Here is a 16,386-nt window from a genome sequence, read left to right on the forward strand (position 1 = left end):
GCTCGGCTGGGCCCGTTCTCAGGATAAGGGAATTGTAGCTCACCCAGAGAAAATTCGCATTGATGAAATCATCAAAGAAACGACAGTACTCATGAAGAATTCTGTTGAAGCAAAACAGATAACCCTAACTCATGATCTACCTTCAGGAGAAATAGCATTTTTCGATCCACAAATGATTCGGCTTGTGCTAAGGAATCTTCTTTCAAACGCTGTAAAATTCACACCGTTAAAAGGTACAATTGCGGTAAACCTTTCTAGCAACAAAAATCAGGTAGAAGTTACAATTAGCGATAGTGGTGTTGGAATGGATCACGAAACACTGGTAAAGGTATTCGATGCCAAATATCACTACACCACCATTGGAACCATGGACGAGCGCGGCAGCGGCCTTGGGCTTAAACTTGCACAAGAGTTTATTGCAATAAACGGTGGTCGACTTTGGGCAGAGTCAACACCAGCAATTGGCACAACCGTTCATTTCACCTTGCCTAAAGGGCCTGTGCTACCCGCATAACCTTTAATGCGACGATAGTGCACACAATCAAAATACTCACCAACAACAATTATTCAGAAGATCGGCTTCACGCCCCTTCAAATAATTTCGCCGAAAACAATTTAGGTTGTGCTATATTTGTGCCAAATCTTCAATTGGGATGGAATTTTCTGCGGTTGTACTACTTGCAATTGGGCTATCATTTGACTCCTTTGCTGTATCGGTTTCCAGCGGCTTGATAAAAAAGGAGATACAATTCTTTCAAGCAGTTCGTATTGCCTTAATTCTTGCTATTTTCCAAGGAGGGTTCCCCCTTATTGGGTGGTTTCTTGGCAGCAAAGTTAAGGCGCTAATTGAGCCTTGGGATTACTGGATCGCTTTTCTCTTGTTAACAGTATTGGGAATTAAGATGGTATATGAAGCTTTTCAACCTAAGGAGGAACGTGAATTTAATCCGCTTCACCTTAGAACAATTGTAGGCATGGCCATAGCCACATCCATTGATGCACTTATTGTTGGTGTGAGCTTTGCGCTCTACGATCTGAACCTAGCTGTCACTGTTATAACCATTGGCTCGGTAACCTTCTTTGCCGCCATGCTAGGCATTTTACTGGGTAAAAAGGCGGTGGGCGTTTGGGGTAACAAAATGGAGATACTGGGAGGGCTTATTCTATTCATTATTGGACTTAAAATACTTCTTGAACACGTAATCGCATGAACGGATCGCCTGAGCTATACACCGTGTTAAGCAAACTTAACATTAGCTTCGACTACTACGAACACCCTCCAACTCCCACAGTTGAGGAGGCCATGGTTTATTGGAAAGACATTGAGGCAACGCACTGTAAAAATCTATTCTTCAGAAACCATAAAGGCAATAGACATTACCTTGTTGTGTTCGACCACAGAAAAACGCTGGAAGTAAAAATGCTGGAAGAAAAGTTGAGGCAGGGGAAACTATCCTTTGCCTCCGCTCAGCGTATGGAGACACACCTCGGCGTTACCCCAGGCTCCGTTACTCCACTTGCCATCATAAACGATGCAGCAAAACATGTTAAACTCTTTCTTGATATGGACATCGAGCGATCAGAAAGGGTCAGTTTTCACCCGTGCATCAACACAGCCTCTATTGTAATTCAATCGGCTGATTTTATTCGCTTTCTCGACTTCATTGGTAATGAATACGAGTGGATTGAGGTTTAAGCAGAGGCTCTTCAAAAGCCTTGTGCTTTTCAGTCGAGCTAAGGAATAAAAAAATGCTTACAAATTGTAAGCATTTTTTGTCGGGGTGATCCGACTCGAACGGACGACCACTTGCACCCCATGCAAGTACGCTAGCCAACTGCGCCACACCCCGCCTTAATTTTAAGCGGTGGCAAATGTAACCGCCTTTTTTGACAAACCCAAATTTTAGTGTAGATTTTTCACCGTAATGCTAAGCAATAGTTGAGTAGTGGCAACTTCTAAATCGGCATGTGATTTGAGAATACATAGGCTTAATTTCCTACTTTTGAGTAGTCGTAAAACGATAACTAATAACAAACACATAGATCATGGGCTTATTTAAAGCAATTAATCTCGATGAAGAAAAGACCAACACCGCCAAAGAAGGTGGCGTTGAGCATGTAAAATGTCTGATTCTTGGCAGTGGTCCTGCCGGATTGACAGCCGCAATTTATGCCGCTCGTGCCAATCTCCAACCCGTGCTCTACGAGGGAATTGAACCAGGAGGCCAGCTAACAACGACCACAGACGTTGAAAATTTTCCCGGCTATCCCGAAGGTATCAAAGGGCCAGAAATGATGGAGGATTTAAAAAAACAGGCCTTGAGGTTTGGTTCTGACATACGCTTTGGATTAGCCACCAAGGCAGATCTCAGCCACAGACCTTTCAAAATCACCATAGACGAAGAAAAGATTATTGTGGCAGAATCACTAATCATTGCAACAGGTGCAACTGCGCAATATCTTGGACTCGAATCGGAGGAAAAATATAAAGGGCAAGGCGTTTCTGCCTGTGCAACCTGTGATGGGTTTTTCTACAGAGGTCAGGATATAGCAGTTGTTGGTGGAGGAGATACTGCTGCAGAGGAAGCGCTTTACCTGAGTGGATTGTGCAAAAAGGTATATTTAATAGTGCGCAAAGATTACCTCCGTGCTTCAAAGGTTATGCAAGAGCGCGTTCTTAATACACCAAACATTGAGGTTCTATTTGGAAGGGTAACCAAGGAAATTGTGGGAGACAGCAGCGGAGTGAATGGTGCAATCCTTGTCAAAAACAACGCAGAAGAAGAGAAAATCAACATCTCAGGATTTTTTGTGGCCATTGGGCACAAACCCAATTCCGACATTTTCAAACCTGCCCTAAACACCGACGAGGTTGGTTACATTAAAACTATTGCGGGTTCTAGCAAAACAAATATCCCTGGGGTATTTGCCTGTGGTGATGTTCAAGATCCTCACTACCGCCAAGCCATTACAGCGGCAGGCTCTGGTTGTATGGCAGCCATAGACACAGAACGTTTTCTTGGTGAGGCTGGAGCAGCAAAATAGCAAACAACAACTGGGTATTAAAAAAGCGAGGCCAAACAGCCTCGCTTTTTTTGATATATACCTAAACTAGGTTTCTTACTTAAGTGATGAAGCCGGAACAGTTTCGCTCTTATACTTACCGGCAACGAGCTTATCGCGGCACTCGGTAAAGCACTTCACGGTATAATTTACATCCTCCAAGGTATGCGATGCTGTTGGAATCAACCGAAGCAGCATTTGGCCCTTGGGAATAACAGGGTAAACAACAATTGAGCAGAATACACCGTAGTTCTCACGTAGGTCCATAATCATATTGAGAGCTTCCATGAGTTCGCCGTGCATCATAACTGGAGTTACCATCGACTCAGTAACACCAATATCGAAACCGGCATCCCTCAAGCCTTTCTGCAGGGCATAAACAATGGTCCATAACTTTTCACGAAGTTCAGGTTGAGTTTGAAGAAGTTCAAGCCTCTTCAACGCTCCAACAACCATTGGCATAGGTAATGATTTTGCATAAATCTGCGACCGCATGTTATACATTAGGAAATCAATAACATCCTCTTCGCTGGCAACAAAACCACCGATTCCGGCCATTGATTTAGCAAAGGTTCCAAAGTAGATATCAACCTTGTCCTGCACACCATAGTGTTCACCTGTACCGGCACCGGTTGGCCCCATGGTTCCAAAGCCATGTGCATCATCAATTAGCAATCGGAAGCTAAAATCATCCTTCATGGCAGTAATAGCCTTGAGGTTACCAAGGTCACCAGCCATGCCAAACACACCTTCGGTAATAACTAGAATGCCACCACCTGTTTTCTCAACCCACTTAGTTGCACGCTCTAGCTCCTTTCGCAGGTTCTCCATGTTGTTATGGGGAAAAACAAATCTCTTTCCTGGAAACAACCGCAAACCATCAATAATGCAGGCATGCGCTTCCGAGTCATAAACAACCACATCGTTCCTTCCAACCAGTGAGTCGATGATGGAGACCATACCCTGATAGCCATAATTGAGAAGGTAGGCCTTCGGTTTTCCAACAAATTCGGCTAACTTTTGCTCCAACTCTTCGTGCTTACGAGTTTGACCCGACATCATTCTTGCACCCATCGGATATCCCATACCATACTGGGCAGCAGCTTCTGCGTCCGCTTTTCGAACCTCAGGGTGATTTGCAAGTCCCAAATAGTTGTTAAGGCTCCAGTTTAGAACCTCTTTACCACGAAACATCATTCGAGGTTTAATTTCCCCCTCTAGCTTAGGGAAAGCAAAATATCCATGTCCAACTTTCTGATGTTGTCCTATTGGTCCACGGTTTTGTCTGATTTTCTCAAAAATATCCACGGCAACAATAATTAAATTGACTTTTTCTAAAATAAGTGCACAAAACTAACGTTTTTTCCGACTTTTAACAAAGGAGTAGTCAAATTTGTAAAGCAAGAGTTACCCATAAAAGTGTTAAAAAGTTATAACATAATACGAACTGCACTAAAAGCTGCGATTAACAATTCAAAAAAAATCGGTTGTTTCAAACTAATGCTTAACTTTGTCCGTTAATTGAAGAAACAATTCACAAGCAATTACCTGTTGCTGCTAACATGAATTGCAATTTTCTTCTGTTAACAGTTGTTTTCAGAATTTTATTAATAGCTAATTATCCCAGTCGAGTGAATAAGTTCAAATTAATTGCAGCAGTAGTAATTGCAGCCTCTGTGCTTGCAGGATGTAGCGGTTACGAAAAAATTCTCAAGAGCAAGGACAACGAGCTCAAGTATTCCAAGGCACTGTACTATTACAACAAAAGTGACTTCTACCATGCTTCCCTCCTATTGGAACAAATTCTTCCAATATACAGAGGGACAAACAGAGCCGATACCGTTAACTACTACTACGCCTACAGCCAGTATGGCCAAGGTGATTACTTATTGGCATCGAGCTATTTCGACAGTTTTAGGAAGAATTTCCCTAAAAGTGGCTTTACCGAAAAGGCAGAATACCTTTATGCATACTGCTTTTATTTGACCTCCCCTCGATACGAGCTCGATCAGGATAACACCAATCTTGCGATTGACGCTTTTCAGGAATTTATTTCAAAATACCCGCAGAGTAAGAAGGTTGATGATGCAAAAAAACTAATCAAAGAACTTTTCCAAAAGTTGGAGGAGAAGGAATTTAAAAGTGCATGGCTTTACTATCACACTGAGAACTACAAGGCTGCCATCATTGCCCTCCAGAATTCCCTCAAAGACTACCCCAACTCCGAATACCGCGAGGAGGAGGAATTCTTGATTCTTAAGTCTGCATATATTTATGCTAGCAATAGCGTAGTGCAGAAGCAAAAAGAGCGCTATCAATCTGCTGTTGATTACTATTACAACTTTATTGCCGAGTTCCCGGACTCCAAGTATATAAAGGAGGCACAAAAAATGTATGACGTAGCAACAAAAGATCTTAAAACGACAAACAAATAAACTCAATCATATCGTATGGATTTCAAGAAAATTAATGCTCCAACGACCACGGTTACTCGTGACCTTGACAAGTTCGACAAGCCAACTGGTAGTATTTACGAATCGGTTATGGTTATTGCCAAAAGAGCTAACCAAATTTCTGCTGAAATGAAGCAGGAGTTGAATCGTAAGCTGGAAGAGTTTGCTAACTACTCCGACAATCTTGAAGAAGTTTTTGAGAATAGAGAGCAAATTGAAATTTCCAAGTTCTACGAGAAGTTACCCAAGCCAAACTTGATTGCTGCGCAAGAGTTTCTACAGAACAAAATTTACTTCCGGAACCCAAAGGTTTCTGAGGAGGAATTACCAGAACAGGAATAGCTATGCTTAAGGGGAAGCACCTTATCATTGGCATTACCGGAAGCATTGCAGCCTACAAAGCAGCGAACTTAATTCGCTTACTTGTAAAGGAAGGCTGCGATGTAAAGGTAGTTATGACCCCTTTAGCCAAAGAGTTTATCACTCCGCTAACGGTTGCTACGTTAGCGAAGAATCCAATATTAGTAGACTTCTTCAATCCTGAAAACGGCGAGTGGAATAGCCATGTAGACTTAGGCTTATGGGCTGATGCCTACCTAATTGCACCTGCCACTGCCAACACCATGGCCAAAATGGCCAATGGCGTTGCAGATAACCTATTGCTTACCACCTACCTTTCAGCACGATGTCCTGTTTTTATTGCGCCGGCCATGGACCTAGATATGCTTCAGCACCCGGCCACACAAAAAAACATTCAAACGCTTCGGACCTATGGCAACCATGTCATTGAGCCTACATCGGGTGAATTAGCCAGCGGATTGGTTGGAAAAGGAAGAATGGAAGAACCGGAGGCTATTGTTGCCTACCTCACCAACTTCTTCTCTGAAAAAAAAAAGTTTAACGGCAAACACTGCCTTGTAAATGCAGGCCCAACCCACGAACCTATCGACCCGGTAAGATTTATTGGGAACCATAGTTCGGGAAAGATGGGCTTTGCCATTGCACAAGAGTTAGCATCCAGGGGAGCTCAAGTAGAGTTGGTGAGTGGACCTACCCAACTAAGTGCCGAATCGCCCAACATTACCATCACCAGAGTTACCACTGCAAGCCAAATGGCAGAGGCATGCCTCAATCTTTTTGCGAGTGCTGACCTCACCATTCTTTCGGCGGCTGTTGCCGATTTTACCCCACTGCATACCGCTGAAAACAAAATTAAAAGCGGCAACGAAAACCTCACCATTCAATTAACGCCAACTACCGATATTGCTCAACAGCTAGGTAAAAGCAAGAAAGAAAACCAAATTTTGGTTGGATTTGCGCTGGAAACTAGCGATGAAGTGGCTAACGCCCAAGCAAAGTTAATCAAGAAGAATCTTGACCTAATTATCCTAAACTCACTTCGGGATGACGGGGCGGGGTTTGGAACAGATACCAACAAAGTAACCATCTTTGACAAGCACAACGATGCACTCATCATCCCACTTAAGACTAAGAAAGAAGTTGCAGTTGACATAGTTGACGCAATTTGGGACTACATGCATCATCATACGACCCATAGATGAAAAAGATCGTACAGCTAATTTTGCTCGTGTCTACCTTCTGCTCGCCACTACTAGGCCAGGAACTCAAATGCAACATTTCAGTAAACTCCTCCAAAATACAGGGCACCAATCGAACGACCTTCCAAACATTGCAAACTGCACTGTATGAGTTTATGAATAACACTAGCTGGACCGATAACGTTTTTTCAACCGAAGAACGCATTGAGTGCAACATTCAGATAAACCTTACTGACCAAACAGGATCGGACCAGTATAAAGGAACTATTCAGGTTCAATCTAGAAGGCCAGTTTACGGCAGTTCCTATAATACGGTGCTTTTTAATTTTCTCGACAACGATCTCGATTTTAAGTACATAGAGTTCGATAAGTTGGAGTTTAACGAAAACGCTCAAACCTCGAATCTCACATCCATACTCGCATACTACGCCTACATCATTATTGGCCTTGACTACGATTCATTTTCCTACAAAGGTGGTACACCATACTTCCTTAAGGCCGAAAAAATTGTGAACAACGCGCAAAATGCCACAGAAAAGGGGTGGAAGCCATACGAAGGTTCTACAAAAAATCGATACTGGCTTGTTGAGGATATATTAAACGAGAAATATTCACCTATTCGGGAAGTATACTACGACTACCATCGTCTTGGCCTCGACCTTATGGCAGATAAAACAGTGGAGGGAAGAGCCGAAATTGCACAATCGCTTGAACTTTTGCAGAAGGTATATCGGGATAAGCCAGATCCATATCTCTTTTTTCTTCAGGTTTTTCTTGATGCCAAGTCAGATGAAATAGTTAATATTTTTTCAGAGTCCTACATGAGTGAAAAAACAAGAGTCTATAATATCTTGACCGAAATTGATCCAACACGCATAGATTCCTACAAAAAACTCACAGAGCAAACACAGGATTAACCCTTAACCCTGTACGGAATGCTAAAGCAGCTAAAAATAGAGAACTTTGCACTTATTGATAAGCTCGAAATAAATTTCGAGCAGGGGCTTTGTACCATTACAGGAGAAACCGGTGCAGGCAAATCCATTCTTCTTGGAGCACTCTCCCTCCTTCTTGGAAACAGAGCAGATACAAGCGTGCTTAAAAACAAGGAGGCTGGATGTATAATCGAAGGCACATTCGATATTGAAAGCTACAACCTGCAATCTTTCTTTGAGGAAAACGACCTAGACTATGATGATTCAACCATTGTACGCCGGCAAATCGCCAACAATGGAAAATCGAGGGCCTTTATCAACGAAGTTCCTGTAAACCTTCAGGTGCTAAAAGAATTTGCGCTTCACCTTATCGACATACACTCTCAGCATGAGAACCTGAACCTATCCGATAGCGTATTCCAAACCAAGGTGTTGGACTCCATTGCTGGAAACCAGCTCCTGCTGAACGAATGTGTCATCGCTTATAAGGAGTTTATTAAGGCCATCGATCATCACAAAATGCTGGTGGAAGAAAGCCAACGTTTAAGAGAGGAGCAGGACTATATTCGCTTTCAGGTTGACCAGCTTCAGTCGGCCAACCTTGTAGAAGGGGAACTTCAGGAGCTCGAAAGTGAGATAAAGCAGCTCACCCACGCCGAAGAAATTAAGATGGGACTGGCTACTGTAGAAACTGCCCTAAACAGCGACACCACTTCAGCCATTAGCCTATTGATTGAAGCAGAGAATGCCCTAACCAAGATTGCAAACTACATGCCAAGCCTCGGCATCCTCGCAGAGAGGCTTGCAACCGGATTAATCGAAATTAAGGACATAGCGCAAGAGGTGAGCCGTCACTTCGAACACCAGGAACTAGATCCGGACAGGTTGAAGTATGTGCAGGAGAGACTAGATTTGCTCTATACCTTAATGCAGAAGCATCATTGTCAAACGCAAGAAGAGCTACTTGCCACTTTTCAATCTTTTAAACAAAAGATGGAGAGCATCGACAGCAGCGAAGAGGCACTGCTAAAGGCTCAGCAAGTACTTGACGAAAAGAAAAAGTGCTATTTTGCTGCGGCTCAGAACCTACATGTATCGCGGGAAAAGGTAAAACCAAACTTAGAATCTACAACGGTTGAACTCCTAATGAAGTTAGGTATTCCAAAAACTCAATTTTCCGTTGAAATTATCCTAAGTGAAACACCTACTCCTACCGGTAGCGATAGAGTGAACTTTCTATTTACTGCCAATGCTGACATGCCGATGCAAGAAGTTGGCAAGGTAGCTTCTGGTGGGGAGATTTCACGGTTGATGCTGGCCATAAAAGCACAAATGGCCACGGCATCTGAACTTCCAACCATAGTTTTCGACGAAATAGACACTGGTGTTTCGGGCGAAGTTGCTCACAAAATGGGAGAGATAATTGCCCATATGGCAGAAAATATGCAGGTTATAAACATCACTCATCTGCCGCAAATAGCATCCAAAGGTATGCACCACTGGATTGTTTACAAGGAGAATGAGACATCCAGAACCGTCACCCAGATTAAAAAAATCAATTCAGAAGAAAGAATTGTTGAAATCGCAAAAATGCTCAGTGGACAACAGCTTACTGACGCAGCGATGCAGAACGCCCGGGAGCTATTAAAACCTTAAGAACCAAATCGGCACACTTTTTTTATCGACAAAAAGTGTTGCCAGTTGAACAAAATGAGGTTTAGATTGCTAATGTGTTCTGGTGTATGATAGTATTTCACTAAAAATTCAGAATATGTCCTACAACTTACTTAAAGGGAAGAAAGGTATTATTTTCGGTGCTCTGAACGACCAGAGTATTGCTTGGAAAGTGGCTGAGCGTGCTCATGAAGAGGGTGCCAGCATTATTCTTTCCAATACTGCCGTTGCAATGAGAATGGGTACCGTTGACGAACTTGCCCAAAAGTGTAATTCTATTGTTATTCCGGCCGATGCAACAAACGTTCAGGATATAGAAAATTTAATAAAGCAAGCCATGGAGCATTTCGGAGGGAAGTTCGACTTCATCCTTCACTCCATAGGTATGTCGCCAAACGTTAGAAAAGGTCACACATACGACGACCTTGACTACGGTAATTTCCTGAAGACACTTGATATCTCTGCACTGTCATTCCATAAAATACTTCAGGTTTGCAGAAAACTCGATGCCGTGAATGAATGGGGCTCCATTGTTGCGCTCAGCTACATTGCCGCCCAACGCACTCTATATGGCTATAACGACATGGCCGATGCAAAGTCGCTTCTTGAAAGCATCGCCAGAAGCTTCGGCTACATTTACGGCCGGGAGAAAAAAATTCGTATCAATACCATTTCTCAATCCCCTACTCCAACTACAGCAGGAAGTGGAGTAATGGGTTTTGGCGGCCTTTTGGATTTTTCTGAAAGAATGTCGCCATTGGGAAATGCAACTGCATCGGAATGTGCCGACTACTGTGTAACCCTATTTTCGGACTTAACCAAAAAGGTTACTATGCAGAACTTGTTCAACGACGGTGGATTCAGCAGTATGGGTATGAGCAGGAATGCAATGGAAGTATACAACCGCAGCCTCGACGATTGTAAAGACTGCCAATAGCCCTCTTCTAGGTTGTCCAATAAAAAAGGTTCCCTCGGGAACCTTTTTTTTACCATTTTTCTAGACAAACTAACCTAGGTAACTTTTTAAGAGTTTGCTCCTGGAACTGTGACGTAGACGTCTGATAGCTTTTTCCTTGATCTGGCGTACACGCTCTCTGGTTAGACCAAACTTCTCGCCAATTTCCTCCAGAGTCATCTCTGAACATCCGATGCCGAAGAACAACTTAATAATATCGCGTTCACGTTCGGTAAGCGTGGCTAAAGCCCGTTCGATCTCCTTGCTAAGCGACTCCATGATGAGTGCACGGTCAGCGTTTGGAGAATCGTTATTAACCAAAACGTCCAGCAAGCTGTTGTCTTCACCCTCCACAAAAGGAGCGTCAACTGATACGTGACGACCAGAAACCCTTAAGGTATCGGACACCTTCTCCTTTGGTAGATCAAGCGCTTCAGCCAACTCCTCAGGAGAAGGAGTACGCTCAAATTCTTGCTCAAATTTCGAGAAGGCCTTGTTGATCTTATTAAGAGAGCCCACCTGATTAAGGGGAAGCCGAACAATACGCGATTGCTCTGCTAATGCCTGAAGAATCGATTGACGAATCCACCACACGGCGTAAGAGATAAACTTAAACCCGCGCGTTTCATCGAACTTCTCAGCAGCCTTAATAAGCCCTAAGTTTCCCTCATTAATAAGGTCAGGTAAGCTAAGCCCTTGGTTTTGATACTGTTTTGCAACAGAGACCACAAACCGTAGATTTGCTCTAGTCAGCTTTTCAAGTGCTGCCTGATCGCCCTTTTTAATTCGTTGAGCGAGCTCAACTTCTTCCTCAACGGTAATAAGCTCCTCTTTACCTATCTCCTGCAGGTATTTATCCAAAGAAGCACTTTCCCTGTTGGTAATTGATTTTGTGATTTTTAGCTGCCTCATCCTATAAGCAAAAATTTGTGCAAAGTTATGTCTTTATAACGAAAGAATCCATTTAAAGTTGGCAATTACATAAAGAAAAATTAACATTACATACCAATTGCGTAGTAGGCAACAATTCCGTTGGGATAAACTCCCTCAATAAGTACTCCCCCAGAAGTGTTTGATAGAATTCTGCCTACATCATCCGGCTCATACACGGCATTTCTGTCAATTTGGGTAATGATAAAACCCTCCTTAATTCCTTGCTGCTTAAACTTTCCATCACTCAGCGAAACTATTTGAACACCATTACGAATGCCTAGCTTTTTGAGCAAATCGGAGGAAGCAGTTTGCAACTTGGCTCCAAGGATTGTGTTCATATCGCCGGGTTTTACCACACCGGTGGAACCATCTCTGTTACGAAGAACAACTTTAAAATGTTTCTGTTTATTATCTCTTGAAACTATTACATCAACTTCCTCTTTGGGATGATACGTGCTGATCTGCTCCTGAAGTTCGGAAGGGCTATTTACTTCCGTTCCATTTACACTTAATATCACATCACCGCTCTTAATTCCAGCAGCTTTTGCTGCACCACTATCCAACACGCTAGCTATCACCACTCCCTTCAAGTCCTTTATCCCATTTTTATCGGCATAGTCTTGGGTTAACTCTTCTATTCGAACTCCGAGCACTGCACGTTGCACGGCACCATATTGCTTTAGGTCGTCAACAACTTTTTTCACAATGGAAACCGGAATAGCAAAAGAGTATCCAGTATAGGTGCCAGTTCGAGAAGCAATTGCCGTATTAATTCCAACAAGCTCACCCTTGGTATTGACCAATGCACCACCACTATTGCCAGGATTTACAGCAGCATCCGTTTGGATGAACGACTCAATGCTGTTTTGATCGCCTTGCCCAGCCAACAAGTTTAGATTTCGCGCCTTTGCGCTTACAATGCCTGCTGTAACAGTGGAGGTTAGGTTAAATGGATTGCCAACGGCTAAAACCCACTGCCCCAAACGGAGATCATCGGAATTACCGAAGGTGAGAAACGGTAAATTTTTCGCATCAATCTTGAGTAAGGCAACATCGGTGCTTGGGTCTGTCCCAACTACCTTGGCTTTAAAGGTTCGCCTATCATTGAGGGTTACCTCAATACTGCTAGCCCTATCAATAACATGGTTGTTAGTTACAATATAACCATCGCTCGAAATAATTACGCCACTACCTGAAGCCATCTCTGGTTGCATTTGAATTTGACCTGGGGCTCCAAAGAAAAAATCAAAAAGGGGATTCCCAGAATAGGAATTATTGACATCCCTCGTATACATAGTTTTTACGTGAACTACTGCATGTACAGTATTTTCTGCGGCGTAGGTGAAGTCGGACGGTCCTTGCATAGGGTCCAAACTCACCAGGTGCATCTGTTCAGAATTGTTTGGCGAGGCAAATGTTACCTCAGGTGAAAAGTGCCGAGAAAAGAAATAGGAAGAAACAATTCCTGAAACGGCTGCTGCCAAAACTGACAAAATGATTACATTCCTCTTCATAATTTCATTTTTTTACTTTTAGAATTAAACCCAAAATTGATGCCTAAGTTTCACAACAAGCTGATCCTTAACATACTTTAACGCATTCTCAATTAGATGGAAGAGTTGTCAGTTTTTTATAATTTTGCAAAAACAGTTCTGCATGAAACTCCCTTTCGTAAAATATCATGGCGCAGGCAACGATTTTATAATTGTTGACAACACGAGTGGTACAATACAACTTTCGAATAGCCAAATAGCATCACTATGTCACCGTCGGTTTGGTATTGGTGCTGATGGATTAATGCTCATAGAGAAATCGCCGGAGGCTCCATTTTACATGCGCTACTTTAATAGCGATGGAAACGAATCGACCATGTGCGGCAATGGAGGAAGATGCATTTCACATTACGCCTCAGCCCTCAAAATTGTGGGTGACAACATTTCATTTCTTGGTATTGATGGCATGCACCATGCCGAAATTTTGGCCGACGGAAGGATTAAGCTAAAAATGAAAGATGTAGAAAAGGCGTCAATAAACGACGGCTACACCTTTCTCGAAACTGGATCGCCACACCATGTTATTTTTGCCACTAAGGTCAAGGATTTAGACGTTTACTCCGAAGGCAAGGCCATCCGGCATTCGCCGCTCTACCCAGATGGAACCAATGTTGACTTTGTAGAGGTAATTTCAACCGACCACCTATTTGTGCGCACATTTGAACGCGGAGTGGAGGATGAAACCTTATCGTGCGGTACAGGGGTTGTAGCCTCATCCATTGCAAGTTTTGCAAACGGCAACTCATCAACTCATTACCATATTGACACGCTTGGAGGAGAACTCGAAGTAACCTTCCGTCATCAAAAAGGAGAATTTTTCGAGGTTTATCTCACAGGACCTGTTAAATTTGTATTTGAAGGAAAGTTAGATATTGTGTAGCCTTTCCAACACAACAAAGTTGCAATGAAGAAAATAAACTACGACGAAACTCCTGATTCTTTAGAAGTAACTCTCGACAAAGAGAAGAGTCGATTTGAGTTTTATGGCAAGTCGCTACCCGAAAACTCAAACGAGTTTTTCAATCCCATACTAGAGTGGTTTAAGGAATATATACAGGAGCCAAATAAGGAGACCGTTGTGACCTTTAAGCTCGATTACTTCAACACCTCCTCGTCGAAGAAGCTACTAGAGTTGTTTTTCCTCCTTCAGGAGCTACACCGGCAGAAGCGAAGCGTGATTATAAACTGGTATTACCAAAAGGAGGATGACGATATGAAGGAATCGGGCGAGGCATTTGCCGAAATGGTAGTGATTCCCTTTAAAATAATGTCGTATTAGCCAAATCTCATATAGAGACAAACCAACAGTTATCGATACAAAAAAGCGGGAGTTAGTAAGACTCCCGCTTTTTTTGTTTCAATTAAGTCTATTTGCTGAGTACCACAACATCTACCCGTCTATTCAATCTACGGTTGGCTTCTGAATCGTTTGGCGCAACAGGCATTGTGTTACCCATATTTCGAGTCTCAAACTTGGAGTAACCATTCTCAACCAAGAAGCGAGCAACGCTCTTTGCACGTTCATCACCTATACTTGGCATGTCAAGGGCTTCCAAGTCATCGCAATGGCCTTGTATTTGGAGTTTAATGTTCGGATTATCCTTCAATATACCTACCAAACGAGTGAGATCGGCCAAGGCCTCTGGCGATAGCTCTGCCTTGCGTGAATCAAACACGAGGTTCTTAAGGTCTAGCGATGCACCAACCGTGATGGAGGTAAGCGCAATATCCTTGTTCACATCCTGGAAGGTTGTGATTTGCTCTAGATCCAGATTCTCTGAGTAATACCAGTATCCATCAGCAACCACTTCAATGGTGTAATTATCGCCGGCAGCAAACGATACGTTATACTCGCCAGTGTTCTGGTTAGAGGTTATAGATGCAATTATCTGATTATTCTTCTTGTTGATAATGTTAATCTTGGCAAGAACTGGGCGCAGCGTAGTGGCATCCTTAATCATGCCTCGAAGATTAGTTCTACGCACCTCCATTACACCTTCCGAACCAAGGCCACCACCCGACTGGGAGAAATTGATCGTACGTATTTTTTCATCAAACACAAAATTCACCTCAAACTGCTTGTAGCCATTAAATTGTACAAGAAAGTTGTTCTGACGAAGATCAAAATTTTCATAGAGAACATTGGATACCGATACATTATACTTATCAGTTACTGGGGCATAGATGGTAAACTTACCATCGCCATCGGTTAATGTGGAATACATTCGCCCCTTGGAGTCGGTTGCAGTAATCCGAATATTGGCCAAATCCACCTTACCCAAGGCAGATATTCTGCTTCGATTCAAAATAATTTTTCCAAATACCTTATTTTTCTCAACATAGGGGAGGTAGAAGGTATTATTTTTATCAATCACATAGGTAAGATTTTCCGCCGCTTTTGTAAAGTTACCCGACTCTGCACCCACTGTGTTGTAATTAAAAGCATAAACACCTTGGGGAATATTGTTATAGTAAACCGAACCAGTTTGATCCGAAAGCAACTCCTGAGAAGTAAATACCTGAGAAGCGTAAACGCTCTTCGAATCCTCTTTACGTTCAACATTAGCAAGCACATTCGGTATCCCTGGTTCGTTATCATCCTTAACACCGTTTCCGTTAAGATCCTTAAAGAACACCAGCTTAATATCGTAGAACTTCAATCTTGGCTGAGGAATGGCAAACTCCTTACGAATACCAATTTCAAAATACACGGTAGAGTACTTTGAGGTAGCACCAGCACTGGTTGCATCGGTGGATCCACCGCTAGCAACCTTTGTCTGCATGGAGTAAACATTGAGGAAGTATGCCCTCCAGTCGCGTGGAAAGTAATAGTAAACCTGTGAAGTAAGGGTAGTATATCGATTATTTGATACAAGGTCGTTTGTGTAGCTAGCCCTAATGGAAAGTTCCAACTCCTTCTTGTAAATAAATCCATCGAAATAGGGCATGAATCGCAAGGCCTTCGATTGCTTGCTTCCATAGAAGTAGTTATACTGTTCATAGAGAGCCCGTGGCCCGTTGTTGTACATGGCTGAGAACCCCCATATTCTGGCTCGCAAGTTGAGTGAAAAAGATTGGTAAGGAAAAGGTTTTTTGCTTCTAACGTCACTGCGGGTTATACCATACAGCACCTTTGAAAAATGGTAGATATCAACCAAACCAAGCGTAATGGAAGGGTTAAGGGTAATACTACTCCCTTCCGAGCGTAAGCGTATACCCCCTTGAAATTTATAGACTCTTGCAGCAAAATAGTCATCGCCC

Annotated in this window: 16 protein-coding genes and 1 tRNA gene; 12 read left to right on the top strand and 5 right to left on the bottom strand. The window is 42.8% G+C overall.

Translation table 11 applies throughout. From position 1 onward, the window contains the following. The 3 genes from VMW01_00935 to VMW01_00945 all read left to right on the top strand — a co-directional run. A partial coding sequence (locus tag VMW01_00935) for a HAMP domain-containing sensor histidine kinase (GenBank protein ID HUW04801.1) occupies positions 1-514 on the top strand: 514 nt, incomplete at its 5' end. Between the two features lie 139 nt (positions 515-653). Beyond that, complete coding sequence (locus tag VMW01_00940) at positions 654-1,211, top strand: manganese efflux pump MntP family protein (GenBank protein ID HUW04802.1); 558 nt, start codon at positions 654-656, stop codon at positions 1,209-1,211. Next, complete coding sequence (locus VMW01_00945; protein ID HUW04803.1) at positions 1,208-1,696, top strand: prolyl-tRNA synthetase associated domain-containing protein; 489 nt, start codon at positions 1,208-1,210, stop codon at positions 1,694-1,696. Before VMW01_00940 ends, VMW01_00945 begins: the two co-directional genes overlap by 4 nt. 80 nt (positions 1,697-1,776) lie before the next feature. Here the strand turns inward: VMW01_00945 and VMW01_00950 are convergent. After that, positions 1,777-1,850 (bottom strand) — tRNA-Pro (locus VMW01_00950). A gap of 196 nt (positions 1,851-2,046) precedes the next feature. Between VMW01_00950 and trxB the strand changes: the two genes are divergently transcribed. Next, on the top strand, positions 2,047-3,045 hold the full coding sequence (trxB, locus tag VMW01_00955) for a thioredoxin-disulfide reductase (GenBank protein ID HUW04804.1): 999 nt from the start codon (positions 2,047-2,049) through the stop codon (positions 3,043-3,045). Between the two features lie 75 nt (positions 3,046-3,120). Here the strand turns inward: trxB and VMW01_00960 are convergent, their stop codons facing one another. Further along, positions 3,121-4,371 (bottom strand): aminotransferase class I/II-fold pyridoxal phosphate-dependent enzyme, encoded by a 1,251-nt coding sequence (locus VMW01_00960; GenBank protein ID HUW04805.1) that lies wholly within the window; start codon positions 4,369-4,371, stop codon positions 3,121-3,123. Positions 4,372-4,694: 323 nt separating this feature from the next. Between VMW01_00960 and bamD the strand changes: the two genes are divergently transcribed. From bamD to VMW01_00990, 6 genes are all read left to right on the top strand, one after another. Next, the gene (gene bamD / locus VMW01_00965) at positions 4,695-5,498 is read left to right on the top strand and encodes an outer membrane protein assembly factor BamD (GenBank protein ID HUW04806.1); all 804 of its coding nucleotides are present in this window, start codon (positions 4,695-4,697) and stop codon (positions 5,496-5,498) included. A gap of 15 nt (positions 5,499-5,513) precedes the next feature. Next, positions 5,514-5,858, top strand: a complete 345-nt coding sequence (locus tag VMW01_00970) for a DNA-directed RNA polymerase subunit omega (protein HUW04807.1) — start codon at positions 5,514-5,516, stop codon at positions 5,856-5,858. A 2-nt stretch (positions 5,859-5,860) separates the two neighbouring features. After that, positions 5,861-7,078, top strand: a complete 1,218-nt coding sequence (gene coaBC, locus VMW01_00975; protein HUW04808.1) for a bifunctional phosphopantothenoylcysteine decarboxylase/phosphopantothenate--cysteine ligase CoaBC — start codon at positions 5,861-5,863, stop codon at positions 7,076-7,078. Next, entirely contained in the window at positions 7,075-7,992 is a 918-nt protein-coding gene (locus VMW01_00980) for a DUF4835 family protein (protein HUW04809.1), read from the top strand. Before coaBC ends, VMW01_00980 begins: the two co-directional genes overlap by 4 nt. Positions 7,993-8,010: 18 nt before the next feature. Further along, entirely contained in the window at positions 8,011-9,666 is a 1,656-nt protein-coding gene (recN, locus tag VMW01_00985) for a DNA repair protein RecN (GenBank protein ID HUW04810.1), read from the top strand. Between the two features lie 115 nt (positions 9,667-9,781). Then, positions 9,782-10,621, top strand: a complete 840-nt coding sequence (locus VMW01_00990; protein HUW04811.1) for an enoyl-ACP reductase — start codon at positions 9,782-9,784, stop codon at positions 10,619-10,621. A 69-nt stretch (positions 10,622-10,690) separates the two neighbouring features. On the opposite strand, the gene VMW01_00995 is transcribed toward VMW01_00990, so the two are convergent. Continuing rightward, positions 10,691-11,551: an RNA polymerase sigma factor RpoD/SigA gene (locus tag VMW01_00995; protein HUW04812.1), complete on the bottom strand. Its 861-nt coding sequence runs from the start codon at positions 11,549-11,551 to the stop codon at positions 10,691-10,693. Between the two features lie 86 nt (positions 11,552-11,637). Continuing rightward, a complete protein-coding gene (locus VMW01_01000; protein ID HUW04813.1) occupies positions 11,638-13,086 on the bottom strand; it encodes a Do family serine endopeptidase in 1,449 nt (482 codons plus the stop codon). Positions 13,087-13,228: 142 nt separating this feature from the next. Here VMW01_01000 and dapF point away from each other — a divergent pair, with 142 nt between their 5' ends. Then, complete coding sequence (dapF, locus tag VMW01_01005; protein HUW04814.1) at positions 13,229-14,005, top strand: diaminopimelate epimerase; 777 nt, start codon at positions 13,229-13,231, stop codon at positions 14,003-14,005. 24 nt (positions 14,006-14,029) lie between these two features. Then, complete coding sequence (locus VMW01_01010) at positions 14,030-14,404, top strand: DUF1987 domain-containing protein (protein HUW04815.1); 375 nt, start codon at positions 14,030-14,032, stop codon at positions 14,402-14,404. Positions 14,405-14,492: 88 nt separating this feature from the next. On the opposite strand, the gene VMW01_01015 is transcribed toward VMW01_01010, so the two are convergent. Further along, on the bottom strand, positions 14,493-16,386 hold a 1,894-nt coding region (locus VMW01_01015), incomplete at its 5' end, for an OmpA family protein (protein ID HUW04816.1).

The organism is Williamwhitmania sp. (assembly GCA_035529935.1).
In the GTDB taxonomy this organism is placed as follows: Bacteria; Bacteroidota; Bacteroidia; order Bacteroidales; family Williamwhitmaniaceae; genus Williamwhitmania.